11 protein-coding genes and 2 pseudogenes are annotated in these 12,620 nt (G+C 76.4%); 4 read left to right on the top strand and 9 right to left on the bottom strand.

From position 1 onward, the window contains the following. Positions 1–68: 68 nt before the first annotated feature. From OG689_RS21260 to OG689_RS21250, 3 genes are all read right to left on the bottom strand, one after another. Positions 69–662, bottom strand: coding sequence for a bacterial proteasome activator family protein (locus OG689_RS21260; protein WP_266327321.1), 594 nt, complete (start codon positions 660–662; stop codon positions 69–71). 245 nt (positions 663–907) lie between these two features. After that, a complete protein-coding gene (locus OG689_RS21255; RefSeq protein WP_266322512.1) occupies positions 908–2,110 on the bottom strand; it encodes a hypothetical protein in 1,203 nt (400 codons plus the stop codon). A 227-nt stretch (positions 2,111–2,337) separates the two neighbouring features. Continuing rightward, entirely contained in the window at positions 2,338–3,315 is a 978-nt protein-coding gene (locus OG689_RS21250; RefSeq protein WP_266322511.1) for an NAD(P)H-quinone oxidoreductase, read from the bottom strand. Between the two features lie 124 nt (positions 3,316–3,439). Here OG689_RS21250 and OG689_RS21245 point away from each other — a divergent pair, with 124 nt between their 5' ends. Then, the gene (locus tag OG689_RS21245; protein ID WP_266322510.1) at positions 3,440–4,555 is read left to right on the top strand and encodes a potassium channel family protein; all 1,116 of its coding nucleotides are present in this window, start codon (positions 3,440–3,442) and stop codon (positions 4,553–4,555) included. Positions 4,556–4,587: 32 nt separating this feature from the next. On the opposite strand, the gene OG689_RS21240 is transcribed toward OG689_RS21245, so the two are convergent. From OG689_RS21240 to OG689_RS21220, 5 genes and pseudogenes are all read right to left on the bottom strand, one after another. Then, the gene (locus OG689_RS21240; RefSeq protein WP_266322509.1) at positions 4,588–5,952 is read right to left on the bottom strand and encodes a molybdopterin molybdotransferase MoeA; all 1,365 of its coding nucleotides are present in this window, start codon (positions 5,950–5,952) and stop codon (positions 4,588–4,590) included. Continuing rightward, positions 5,949–6,227, bottom strand: a pseudogene (locus tag OG689_RS21235) (DUF6457 domain-containing protein); the annotation flags it as partial. The gene OG689_RS21240 and the pseudogene OG689_RS21235, both read right to left, overlap by 4 nt. Positions 6,228–6,408: 181 nt before the next feature. Continuing rightward, a pseudogene (locus tag OG689_RS21230) lies at positions 6,409–6,996 on the bottom strand (molybdenum cofactor guanylyltransferase); the annotation flags it as partial. A 104-nt stretch (positions 6,997–7,100) separates the two neighbouring features. Beyond that, positions 7,101–8,012 (bottom strand): MBL fold metallo-hydrolase, encoded by a 912-nt coding sequence (locus tag OG689_RS21225; RefSeq protein WP_266322508.1) that lies wholly within the window; start codon positions 8,010–8,012, stop codon positions 7,101–7,103. 264 nt (positions 8,013–8,276) lie between these two features. Then, complete coding sequence (locus OG689_RS21220; protein WP_266322507.1) at positions 8,277–8,912, bottom strand: NAD(P)H-dependent oxidoreductase; 636 nt, start codon at positions 8,910–8,912, stop codon at positions 8,277–8,279. Positions 8,913–9,017: 105 nt separating this feature from the next. Here OG689_RS21220 and OG689_RS21215 point away from each other — a divergent pair, with 105 nt between their 5' ends. Beyond that, positions 9,018–9,398 carry a helix-turn-helix domain-containing protein gene (locus tag OG689_RS21215; protein ID WP_266322506.1) on the top strand — a complete coding sequence of 127 codons (381 nt, stop codon included), beginning with the start codon at positions 9,018–9,020 and terminating at the stop codon, positions 9,396–9,398. Positions 9,399–9,560: 162 nt separating this feature from the next. Here the strand turns inward: OG689_RS21215 and OG689_RS21210 are convergent, their stop codons facing one another. Further along, positions 9,561–10,340: a polyprenol monophosphomannose synthase gene (locus tag OG689_RS21210; RefSeq protein ID WP_266322505.1), complete on the bottom strand. Its 780-nt coding sequence runs from the start codon at positions 10,338–10,340 to the stop codon at positions 9,561–9,563. A 315-nt stretch (positions 10,341–10,655) separates the two neighbouring features. Here OG689_RS21210 and manA point away from each other — a divergent pair, with 315 nt between their 5' ends. Further along, positions 10,656–11,855 carry a mannose-6-phosphate isomerase, class I gene (manA, locus tag OG689_RS21205; RefSeq protein WP_266322504.1) on the top strand — a complete coding sequence of 400 codons (1,200 nt, stop codon included), beginning with the start codon at positions 10,656–10,658 and terminating at the stop codon, positions 11,853–11,855. Between the two features lie 139 nt (positions 11,856–11,994). Beyond that, a complete protein-coding gene (locus tag OG689_RS21200; protein WP_266322503.1) occupies positions 11,995–12,582 on the top strand; it encodes a DUF4232 domain-containing protein in 588 nt (195 codons plus the stop codon). Positions 12,583–12,620: the final 38 nt, after the last annotated feature.

Below are 12,620 nucleotides of genomic sequence, written 5' to 3'. Positions count from 1 at the left end.
GCGGGCCACCGCTCTGTGCAGGGCCGACACTGTGACCCGGCTGCGACACCCCGTGGGCGGCCGCCGGCCTACAGGTACGGGCCGGAGCGCATGCCCCGGCCCTCGCCCGGCTCCTCCAGGTCGGACTCGGCGCCGTGCAGGCCGGGCGGGAGCGCCCGCCGCATCTGCTCCAACTGCGCCCGGGCGGCCATCTGCTGGGCGAACAGCGCGGTCTGGATGCCGTGGAAGAGACCCTCCAGCCACCCCACCAGCTGCGCCTGCGCGATCCGCAGCTCGGCCTCGGTCGGGATGGTGTCCTCGGTGAACGGCAGCGACAGCCGCTCCAGCTCCGCCACCAGCTCGGGCGCCAGCCCGAGTTCCAGCTCCTTGATGGAGCTGGCGTGGATGTCCTTCAGCCGGACCCGGCTGGCCTCGTCGAGGGGAGCCGCCCGGACTTCCTCCAGCAGCTGCTTGATCATGCTGCCGATCCGCATGACCTTGGCCGGCTGCTCCACCATCTCGGTCACCGGGAGTTCGCGGGGCTCGAACCCGTCGTCCTCGCCGAGCCGCGCGAAACCCTGGCCCACCGGCATCCCGTCCGGCCCGACGATCAGCACCTTGGGGCCGTCCGGCGACTGGCCGCCCGACGCCTGGGACGACTCCTGCTGCGAGTGCTCGTTCATCGGCTTCGTCATGAATCCCATTCTCTCTCACCGGGCTTCGGTCCAGGGAAGACCCCGGCCCGCAGCCGGTCGCCGACCGGTGCCTTCCGGCGGCCGGCGGTGCCCGCGGCCGGGCCCTCCCCCGGGCACCCGCCGGCAGATCCGCCGCGGGCACCCCCCGGTCGTGTGCGACCGTCACGCAGATGATCTGCCGGGCCGTCAGATCCGGTCAAACGCGGGGCCCGCCCGGGCCGCCGCGGCGCCGCTCAGCCCCGGCGCATCCGCAGCCCGACCAGGGCCAGGCCGCTGCCGATCAGGGCCAGGCCGGCGCCGAGTGGCAGCTGCAGGGTCGACGGGTCGGTCCACCGGGTGGGGGCGGCGATCGGGCCGGCCGCCTCGAGGGTGCCGGCTCCGTCGGCCAGGGTCTGCGGGGACTCGCCCCCGGGGCCGGCGTCCGGCGGCGCCGGAGCCACGTCCTCGTCCACCGTGCCGCCGGCGGCCGGCGTCGGAGCGGCCGGCTCGACCCGGAAGCGGGCGCCCGGCCCCTGCGGCGCGGGGCCGAGGTGGTGCCGGTACGCCTGCGCGCGGTCCACCGGCGGGATCCGGTCCGGCACCGGGTGGCGGTCGTCCCGCCCGGGCCCGGCCGGATCGGCGAACGGCCCGGCCGGGGACGCCACCGGCCGCGAGGGCGGCCCGACCGGCCCCTGCCCGGCGGGGGAGAGCCCGGGGTCCGCGTGCTCAGGCGCGGCGGCCGGGGACGGCTCCGCCGACGGCGAGGCCTCGGCCGACGACCCGGGCAGGTGCTGCGGGCCCGCCCCGGCGGCGGGCGACCCCGGGCCCGGGCCGGAGTCCGGCGAGGCGGGCGCGGAGGGGCTGCGGGTGGTGGGTAGCGGGGACGGCACCGGCCCGGGCACCGGCTCGCCCTCCGCGGGCCCGCCCGGCTCGGCGGACGGCCCGGCCGACGGGGACTCCTGGGCGTCCGGGAGTCCCGGGTCGGCGGAGGGCTCGCCGGCAAGGGGCCCGTCCTCGGCCTGCGGGTCGGCGGTGGAGGAGTCCGGGACGGCGGGGTCGTCGACGGAAACGTCGGCGAAGACGTCGGCGAAGACGTCGGCGGGGTCGGCGCCGGCCGGATCGGCCGGGCCGGGGGGCGGCGGGGCGGGGAGCCGCAGGGCGGGGAAGGGCAGCCCCGGCATCGAGACGGCGGCCACCGCCGGAGCGGCCGCGGCCCGCAGCGACAGGGCTCCCCCCGGGGCGTCCGCGGCGGGCCGGGCGACCGCCCCGGCCTGCTCGCCGGCCGCCGCGGCGAAAGCGGGCGAGGAGAGCAGCAGCGGGAGGGCGAGGCCGGCCGCCGCGGCCCAACAGGCGGCGGCCGGCCGGTGGCGTCCGCCGGCGGGAGCACCGGCGCCGGTACGGGCGCGGTTCGGCTCGGCGGGAGAGAGCTCGGAGAACACGTACGAAGGTGTGGCCACGGACGGAGGTCCTTCCGACGGCCGACCGCGCTTCGGCGCGGCCGGCGGCGGGACAGCTCGGATCCAGCCTCACACAATCCGACAATCCGGGCATTCCGAACAAGATCGGACACCGTACGTCACCCGGTCCTCACCAGCGCCCGTCGAGCCGGCCCGGAGCGGCCGCCCGCCCGTCCGCCCCGCCCCGGCCCGTCGCCGCGCCCCGGCCCGCAGCGGGGCACCGGACCTCACACCCGCAGGACCACCTTGCCCACCTGCGCCCCCGACTCCAGCAGACGATGGCCGGCGGCCGCCTCGGCCAGCGGCAGCACCTGGTGCACCACCGGCCGGACCACCCCGCCCTCGATCAACGGCCAGACGTGCTCGCGCACGCCCGCGACGATCGCCGCCTTCTCCGCCAGCGGACGGCCGCGCAGCGAGGTGCCCACCACGGCCGCCCGCTTCGCCAGCAGCGCGCCGAGGTTCAGCTCGGCCTTCACCCCGCCCTGCAGGCCGATGATCACCAGCCGCCCGTTCAGCGCCAGCGAAGCCACGTTCCGCTCCAGGTACCTGGCGCCCATGATGTCCAGCACCACGTCCACGCCGGCCCCGCCGGTCGCCTCCCGGACGGCCTCCGCGAAGTCCTGCTCGCGGTAGTTGATGCCGACGTCCGCGCCCAGCTCGGCGCAGCGCGCCAGCTTCTCCGCGCTGCCGGCGGTCACCAGCACCCGCGCGCCGACCGCCTTCGCCAGCTGGATCGCCATCGTCCCGATCCCGCTCGCGCCGCCGTGCAGCAGCACCGTCTCGGTCGGCCGCAGGTGCGCCACCATGAAAAGGTTCGACCAGACCGTCGCCGTCACCTCGGGCAGCGCGGCGGCCTCCTCCAGGCCCACCCCCTTGGGCACCGGCAGCAGTTGCCCGACCGGCACCGCCACCCGCTCCGCGTAGCCGCCGCCGGACAGCAGCGCGCACACCTCGTCGCCGACGCCCCAGCCGGAGACCCCCGCGCCGAGCGCGACGATCCGTCCGGAACACTCCAGGCCCGGGTACGGGGAGGCGCCGGGCGGCGGGTCGTAGAAGCCCTGGCGCTGCAGCAGATCGGCCCGGTTGACGGCGGTGGCCACGACCTCGACCAGCACCTCGCCCTCGCCGGGCACGGGATCGGGAACTTCGGCCCAGGTCAGCGCTTCGGGGCCGCCTGGCTGGGGAACGGTGATGGCTCGCATGCCCGCCACGCTACGCCCGCTCGCCGGCCGGCCGGCGGACGACCGGCCGGGTCGGGCCCCGGGCGGGCCCGCCGCCGCGCGGCGGTGTCAGTTCCCGTCCACGGCCCACCCCATGATTCTTCGTATGACCATCGACAGACCACCACCCCGGCCGGGCGTCAGGCCGTCGCGGCTGCGATTGGCCGGCATCGGCGCCAGGAGCGTCGCCGAGGGCGGGACGGACTCCGACCGCCAGATCGCCCTGCCCAGCCGCAGCGGCGCCCCGCCGCTGCGCCAGGTGCTCAAACGCCTGCTGCTGGCCCTCGGCGTGCTGGCCGCGACGACCCTGATCGTCTGGGCCGACCGCGGCGGGTACAACGACAACTCCGACGGCCAGGTCGACCTCCTGGACGCCGCCTACTACGCCACCGTCACCCTCTCCACCACCGGGTACGGCGACATCACCCCGGTCAGCGACACGGCGAGGCTGATCAACATCTTCGTGATCACCCCGCTGCGGGTGCTCTTCCTGATCATCCTGGTCGGCACCACCCTGGAGGTGCTGACCGAACGCACCCGCCAGCAATGGCGCATCGGACGCTGGAGGTCCACCGTGCGCGAGCACACCGTCGTCATCGGCTACGGCACCAAGGGGCGTACCGCCGTGGACACCCTGCTCGGCCAGGGCGTCCGCAAGGACTCGATCGTCGTGGTCGACCCGCAGCAGAAGGTGGTCGACCAGGCCGCCCGGGACGGCCTGGTCGGCGTGGTCGGCGACGCCACCCGCACGGACACCCTGCTGCGGGCCGAACTCCCGCGGGCCGCCCAGGTCGTGGTCGCACCCGAGCGGGACGACACCGCCGTCCTGATCACCCTGACGGCACGTCAGCTCAACAAGAGCGCCACGGTGGTCGCCGCCGTGCGGGAGGACGAGAACGCGCCGCTGCTGCGGCAGAGCGGCGCCGACGTGGTGGTGACCAGCTCCAGCTCGGCCGGCCGGCTGCTGGGCATGTCGATGCTCAGCCCGCACGCGGGCTCGGTGATGGAGGACCTGCTCACCTACGGCACCGGGCTGGACGTCGTCGAACGCCCGGTCACCCGGGCCGAGGCCGGGCACAGCCCGCGCGAGTGCGCCGACCTGGTGGTGGCCGTGGTGCGTGGCCGCCGGGTGCTCAACTACACCGACCCGGAGGCCGCCGTCCTGAAGCTCACCGACCGGGTCATCACCATCCGGCCGGCCGGGCCGCCGCCGGCAGGCTGACGACCGGGCCGGGTACCGTCGGGCCGGCCCGTTCACGGCACGGGCAGGAGCTCCACCGGTGCGCCCGCCGGGACCCCGCCGGGCGGCACCACCGCGAGGGCCTCGGCCAGCGCCAGTCCGCGCAGCATCGCCGGCCCGTCGAAGGCCAGCGCCACGGCGCCGCGCACGGTCCGCCGGACGGGCAGCAGGCGGGTGTCGTGCGGGTGGCCGGGCAGCGGGTCGGCGGCCGGCGTGACGGCCGGCCCGGCGACGGCCCGGCCGGCCAGCGCGTGCAGCAACGGCAGGGCGAGGGTGACCGTCCCGGCGACGGCCGCCAGCGGGTTGCCGGGCAGGCCCACCAGGTGCCGGCCGTCCGGCAGTTCGGCCAGCACCATGGGGTGCCCGGGCCGGACGGCCACGCCGTCCACCAGCAGCCGGGCGCCCGCCGCCGCCAGCGCACCGTGCAGGAAGTCGACCGGCCCGGCGGCGGTGCCGCCGGTGGTGACGACGACGTCGGCGGGCGAGTGCCGGACGGCGTCCCGCAGCAGGCCGAAGTCGTCCCGGACCTGGCGGCGGCCCAGCACCTCGGCGCCGGCCGCGCGCAACCAGGGCAGCAGCAGCGGGCCGAGCGCGTCCCGGACCCGGCCGGGCCGCGGGAGCCCGGACTCCAGCAGTTCGTCGCCCAGGACGAGCAGTTCGACGGTGGGACGGCGGTGCACGGCCAGCAGGTCGTGGCCGCAGGCGGCGGCCAGGCCCAGCACGGACGGGCCGACCGGTGTCCCGGCGGGCAGCAGATGGTCGCCGCGGTGGCACTCCTGCCCGCGCGGGCGGACGTCCTGCCCCGGGGCCAGGCCGCCCGGGGCGCGGTCGTGCAACAGGGCGCCGTCCAGGCGGCCGTGCTCGCGCCGCAGCACGGCGGTGGCGCCGGGGGGCAGCTGGGCGCCGGTGGCGATCTCCACGGCGGCGCCGTCGGCGAGCACCCCGGCCGGCCGGCCCGCCAGCAGCCGGCCCGCCGGGCGCCAGGGGCCGGGGCCGGCGACGGCCCAGCCGTCCATCGCCGAGGTGTCGAAGGCCGGCAGGTCGGTGAGCGCGGTGAGCGGTTCGGCGAGGGTCCGGCCGATCGCTTCGGCGAGGTCCACCCGCAGCGGGTCCACGGGCCGGCGCCCGGCCTGCCGGGCGGTCTCGCGGGCCTGCGGCCAGGGGAGTTCGCCGACGGTCGCGGCGGCCGGGGGCGGGCCGCCGGCGTCGCCGGGTCCGAGGCCCGGGGCGCCGTCGCCGGGGCCGCCGGGCACCGGGGCGGCCCCGGCGGAGCTGCCCCGCGCGGAGCTGTCCGACGCGGAGCTGCCCGACGCGGAGCTGCCCGACGCGGACGTGCCCGCTGCTGACGTACCCGGCTCGGCGCCCGTCAGGATGCTCACGTCTCCTCCGGGTGGGCGGCCGCCCACCGCTCGGCGAGGGTGGTGGTGCGCCTGGTGCCCTCCTCGACGGCCTGCGCCCCGCCGCCCCGCAGGGCGGCGGCGTACCCCACCAGGAAGGCGGTCAGCGGCGCCGCGGGCCGGGCCACCCCGTGGGCGACCACCCTGGTAATGTCCAGCAACCCGGGTACGTCGACGTCGAGCTCGATCCCCAGCTCGGTGCAGACCTCGGCGATCCAGTCGTCCAGCGTGCGCTCCATAGCCCCATGCTGCCTGATCCCGGGCGTCCTGCGATGTTGGGCCGGTGAGCGGCGCGCGTCGTTTCGCTCACGTCCGGGCGGCGGCGGCTGTGAGCGGCCCCGTCGGCGGGAGCCCGCCCGCCGGTGCCCGCGCGCCCTGGCCGGTGACCGCCGGCGGCCCTCACCCGGGCCCGGGCCGCGCCGACCGCCCCGACCCGGCACGCTCGCGCTCGCGGGCCCGGGCCAGTTCCTCCCAGGTGTCGCAGTCGTCGGTGACGCCCTCGGCGTCCGCCAGCCGTACCGTGCGCAGGCCGCCGGTGAGGCGGCGCAGCGGGAGGCCCGCAGGATCTCCCAGCGCGGCGAGGGCGGCGCGCAGCGCCCCGGTGCGGTACGCGGCGGCGAGCGGCTGGTCGCGGCCGGCCGCGTCCACCAGCAGCGCCGCCTCGGGCGCGTCCGGGCCCTGCGTGCCGGGGCCGTCCAGGGCCTCGACCAGGCGGTGGACGGTCCGCTCGTCCAGGAACGGCAGGTCGGCGGCGAGCAGCAGCACCGTCCCCGCGCTCACCTGGGCCAGTCCGGCGGCGACGGCGGCGACCGGTCCGCCGCCGGGCGGCCGCTCCCTGGTCCAGCGCAGTCCCGTACGGGTGGTCGGCCGGACCGGTCCCACCACCACCGTGGTGGCGGCCCCCGCGCAGGCGTCGAGCACCCGGTCGAGCAGGGTGCTCGCACCGACCGTGAGGCCGGGCTTGTCCGCTCCGCCGAGCCGCCGGGCGGCGCCCCCGGCGGGCACGATCGCGTCGTACGGTGTCATGCCGTCAGTATCCGCCCGGGCGGAACCGCGCAGGGCCGGCCGGTGGTGCGGGACGGGCCGGCAGGGCCGGCGGCTGGGCGGGGCCCGGCGGGGCGGCCGTCGGCCTAGTCGTCCTCGACGATCTCGCCCTCGACGATCTCGTCCAGCTCCCGGGCCACGTTGGCCGCCGCGCCGTGCTGCAGGATCGCGGGCAGGGTCAGCTCCGCGTACCGCTCGTTCATGGCCGCGACCAGGGCCTCCGGGTCGGTGGGGTGCTCGCGCAGCCGGTCGTCGAAGTCCCGCAGGTACTCGCCGGTGAAGGCCAGCACGTCGGCGGCGTCGTCCCCGCGGTCGGGCGCCCGGTGGCCGGCGATCACCCGCTCGACGCCGAGTTCGGCGATCCGGCCGAGGTTGCGCCGCCACCGGGTGCGCTGCTCGGGCGTGGTGTCGGCGGTCCAGACGTGGGTGCCGTTGTAGGCGAAGTCGCCCGCGATCACCGTGCGGATGCTCGGCACGTGCACCACGGTGGAGCCCTCGCAGTCGCCCTGGCCGAGCAGCAGCACCGGGATCAGCTGGCGGTCGACCATCAGCGGCTGCGGGAGCAGCTGCGCGGGCACCAGCGGGTGGTCCGGGATGTCGTCGCCGTACACCGGCTTCCACTGGGCGACCTTGGCGGCTGCGGTGCGCAGGATGCCCTCCACCACGGGCGGCGCGGCGAGCAGCTGCGCCTCGGGGAAGAGCCGCAGCACCTCCTCCGCGCCGAAGTAGTGGTCGGGGTGCTGGTGGGTGATGACGATGGCGAGCAGGCGGCGGCCCTTGCCGGCCACCCATTCGGCGAGCTCCCGGCCGGCGCTGCGGGTGAGCTGGGCGTCCACCAGGATCGCGCTCTGCTCGCCGAGGATCAGCGTGGAGGTCGCGAAGAACGCCGACTCGGGGCCGGTGAAGACGGCGATCTCCAGCGGGCGGACGTCCGGGGCCCCCGTGCGGCGGGCCGTCGGATCCGGTCCGGCGCTCTCCTCGGGCGGGGACGACGTCACTTCTGCTCCTGGCGGTCGGTCGGGGCCGGGGCCGGGTCGTCCCGGCCCCGCCATGTCTGGACCAGCATGGGAGCAAGCCCCGCCGTTTGGCGGTTAGGCGCGCCCGGCGGGGTCGCGGGCCCCGCCGCGGGCGCCCCGCCCGGGCGCGGCCGCGCCCGGGCGGCCGGACGGTCCGGACAGGGCCGGACAAGGCCGGACAAGGCCGGACAAGGCCGGCACCGGATCGCCGCGAGGCCGGACGGGCCGGCGCCGGGCCCCTGGCGCTCAGGCGGCCAGCGCCTTGGCCTTGGCCTCGGCGTCCTGCAGGGCCTGGGCCCGGGACGCCCGGGCGTGCTCCACGAAGGCCGCCAGCTCCGGCTGGACCGGGGCCAGGGTGAACTCCGGAACGATGAAGTCGACCTCCAGGCCGAGCATCCCGGTGAGCACCTTGTCCAGGTAGGTGGTGACGAACTCGAAGCTCTCCCGCGGGCTGCCCGGCCCGTACGAGCCGCCGCGCGAGGCGACCACGGTGACGGGTGTGCCGGCCGCGGAGGGTTGGGCGCCGGCGGTGCGGCCCATCACGATCACCTGGTCGAGCCAGGCCTTCAGGCTGGACGGGATCGTGAAGTTGTACATCGGGGTGCCGATGACGACCGCGTCCGCCTGCTCCAGCTCGGCGGCCAGCTGCTCGCGCAGGGCCAGGGCGGCCTCCTGCCCGGGGGTGCGCTGCCCGGCCGGCACGAAGGGGGCGGTGACGGCGGCGGCGTCCAGGTGCGGCAGCGGGTCGAGGGCCAGGTCGCGGTAGATCACGGTGCCCTCCGGGTGCTGGGCGAGCCAGGTCTCGCGGAAGACGGCGGAGACCTCCCGGGAGACGGAGCCGTCGGCGAGGGCGGACGAGTCGATGTGCAGCAGCGTGGGCATGGCAGACCTCTGATTAGTAAGGAGCTGACCTTTTATTGGCAGCTGCGTTTAACGTAGCAGCTTACTTTTCTATAGTCACTAGCGGGCGGCCGGTACCCTGTATCCATGGCCGCGCAGGAGGTACCGACGAGCACGACCGAGCCCTGCACCACCGAGCCCTGCAACGGGGTGGGCCTCGCCATCACCCGTGCCTTCGAACTGCTCGGCAAGCGCTGGACCGGACTGGTCGTCGCGGTGCTGGACGAACACGGGCCCAGCTACTTCTCCGAGCTGCGCCGGGCCGTCCCCGGCATCAGCGAGCGGATGCTCTCCGACCGGCTCACCGAACTCGCCGACGCCGGACTCGTACTCCGCCAGGTCGACGAAGGCCCGCCGCTACGGGTCAGCTACCGCCTCACCGAGGCCGGCGCGGCACTTCGCCCCGCCCTGGGCGAACTCGCCCGCTGGGCCGAGCGGCACCTGTGCCCCGGCCGCCCGACCTGCTGACCGCACGCCGCCGGGCGGCGCCGCGGGCCACCTTGGCCGCGCGCGGCACCGGACCCGACCGGGCCCGGACCTGCCGATCAGGGGCGCACCACACGGCAGACGCAGAACAGCACCCGGACCAGGCGGTCCGGGTGCTGCGAAGTGCGAGGGGGTGCGGCGGGCCTACTCGGCCCGGCCGGCGCCGTTCTTCTTGCCGGTGATCCGGTCGAAGCGGTCGGTGATGCCCCAGGAGGTGACCCGCCACAGGGCCTCCAGGACGATGCTCCGGCTCATCTTGGACGCGCCGAGCTCCCGCTCGACGAAGGTGATCGGCACCTCGGCGACCTTGAAGCCGGCCTTCACCGTGCGCCACGCCAGGTCGACCTGGAAGCAGTACCCGGCCGAGGCGACCTCGTCCATGCCCAGCCCGAGCAGCGTCTCCTTGCGGAACGCCCGGTAGCCACCGGTCACGTCGCGGATCGGCACACCCAGCATCAGGCGCGAGTACGTGGAGCCGCCGCGCGAGAGCAGCAGGCGCGACTTCGGCCAGTTCACCACCCGGCCGCCCGGCACCCAGCGCGAACCCAGCACCAGGTCGGCGCCGCGCAGCGCGGTCAGCAGCCGCTCGAGCTCCTCGGGGCGGTGCGAGCCGTCGGCGTCCATCTCCACCAGCACGTCGTAGCCGTGCTCGATGCCCCAGCGGAACCCCGCCAGGTAGGCCGCGCCCAGGCCTTCCTTGCCCTTGCGGTGCAGGACCTGCACGTGCGGGTCGGCGGCCGCCAGCTTGTCGGCGATGTCACCGGTGCCGTCCGGGCTGTTGTCGTCCGCCACCAACACGTGGACCTCGGGCACGGCGGCCCGGACCCGACCGACGATCAGCTCGACGTTCTCGGCCTCGTTGAACGTCGGGATGATCACCAGCACCTTGCCGAGATCAGCAAAAGTCTGCTGGGTCGCGGTCACGTGCAAGCCTCTCGAGCGATGGGGGCGGGGAACGCCGCCCGTACCCGCATCAACGATGCAGGACCTTCCGGACGGCCCGCGGAGACAGAAAGTCTTGAGAACCGGCATCCTATACCGCACCCGGAGGGCCACTCCCCGCGCGGTCCGCCACAGCGGTCCGCACACGCATGGCCACCCCGGCCGGACGGCTTGCCAAGCCGTACGACCAGTCGGCTAGGGTCGACTCCCAGCCTCTGCCAGGATTGACCGCGCCCGCAGGGCCACCCTCCGGCGATCCGGCGCCCACGTCAGTGCCGAAGGAGTAGGACCGCGCGCATGGACCGGCTCGTCAACACCGTCCGCCCGTACGCCTGGGGCTCGGTCACCGCAATCCCCGAACTGCTCGGACAGGAGCCCACCGGCAGTCCGCAGGCCGAACTGTGGATGGGCGCCCACCCCGGCGCCCCCTCCCGCACCGACCGGGGCGACGGCCCCCGCCCGCTCGACGAACTGATCGCCGCCGACCCGCGGGGCGAACTCGGCGCCGACGCGGTGGCCCGGTTCGGCACCGGGCTGCCCTTCCTCTTCAAGGTGCTGGCCGCGGGCATCCCGCTCTCCATCCAGGCCCACCCCACACTCGACCAGGCCCGCGCCGGCTTCGCCGCCGAGGAGGCCCTCGGCATCCCGGTCGACGCCCCGCACCGCAACTACCGCGACGCCAACCACAAGCCCGAACTCATCTGCGCACTCGACGAGTTCGACGGCCTCTGCGGCTTCCGCCGGCCCGCCGACGCGGCCGCCCTGATGGCCGCGCTGGAGGTGCCCGCCCTCACCCCGCTGATCGGGCTGCTGCGCCGAGGCCCCGAGCCCGAGGCACTGCGCGAGGCCCTGGCGAGCATCCTGACGATGGCCCCGGACACCGCCGCGGGCATCGTCCGGCAGACCGCCGAGGCAGTCGACAAGGCCGCCGCCGGCGACCCCGACGGCCCCTGGGCGCCGTACGCGCTGATCACCCGGACCTTCCCCGGCGACATCGGCCTGCTCGCCGGCATGCTGCTCAACCACGTCCGGCTGCAGCCCGGCGAGGCCCTCTACCTCGGCGCCGGCGTCCCGCACGGCTACCTGTACGGCACCGCCGTGGAGCTGATGGCCAACTCGGACAACGTGCTGCGGGCCGGCCTCACCCCCAAGCACATCGACGTCCCGGAGCTGATGAAGGTCGTCGGCTTCACCCCCGCCGACCCCGACGTCCTGCGGCCCGTCCCGGTGCCCGGAACGCCCGGCGAGGAGCTGTACCCCGTCCCGATCGACGAGTTCCGGCTCTCCCGTTTCCTGCTCGGCGAGCAGGACCGGGTGATCGACGGCCGCACCCCGCAGATCCTGCTCTGCACCGCCGGCACGGCCCGGCTGACCGCCGCCGACGGGCAGACCCTGGACCTCGCCCGCGGCGAGTCCGCGTTCCTCCCGGCCACCGGCGCCGACACGACCCTCGCCGGGCCGGGCGCCACGCTCTTCCGCGCCACCGTCACGCTCTGAGGCCGCGCGCGGGCCGCCGGGGCCGGGCTCCTCGCCCGCCCCGGCCCGTCCGACGCGGCGTCGACCCGCCTCGCCGAGCCGGACGAGGCGGCGCCGACCCGCCTCCCCCGCCCCGACCGGCCCGTGGCACGATCGAGGCGTGACCACCACGCCGGACACCGCGCGCCGCGGCCGGCCGCGCCACCTCGCGACGTTGCTCACGGCCGGCGCCCTGCTCACCGCCTGCGGCACCGCACCGGCCACGGCGCCCGCGGCCGGGCCCGTCCCCTTCGCCGCGGACTGCCCCGACCCCGGCGTCGCCATCACGGCCGGGCCTGCCAACGCCGCCATGGGGCTGCGCGTCCTGACCATCGAGATGGTCAACTGCGGGATCCACCGGTACACCGTGACGGGGTACCCGACGGTCCGCGTCCTGGACGACGAACACCGGCCGCTCGGCGTCACGGTCGAGAGCGGCTCCTCCGCCTACGCCGCCGTCGGGGGCCTCGACGCCAATCCCGTCCAGGTCACCCTGCTTCCCGGCCAGCGGGCGACGAGCCTGCTGGCCTGGCGCAACACCCTGGTGGGTCCGGTCCTGCCGACACCGCTCACCGCCGGCACCGGCACCCACCTGGCCATCAGCCCCACCGCCGACCGGCCCCCGCAGACCGTGACGCCCGGCCACCCGCTCGACTTCGGCGACGCCGTCGCACCGGCCGTGGCGCCCTGGACCCGGGCCGCCCGGTAACCACCGGCCGGCGAGCCCCGCGCATTGTTGCGCCACGT

Origin of the sequence: Kitasatospora sp. NBC_00240 (assembly GCF_026342405.1) — a bacterium.
Classification (GTDB): domain Bacteria; phylum Actinomycetota; class Actinomycetes; order Streptomycetales; family Streptomycetaceae; genus Kitasatospora.
The sequence above is the reverse complement of the archived record's forward strand: the minus strand, read 5'-3'. Positions and strand labels throughout refer to the sequence as shown.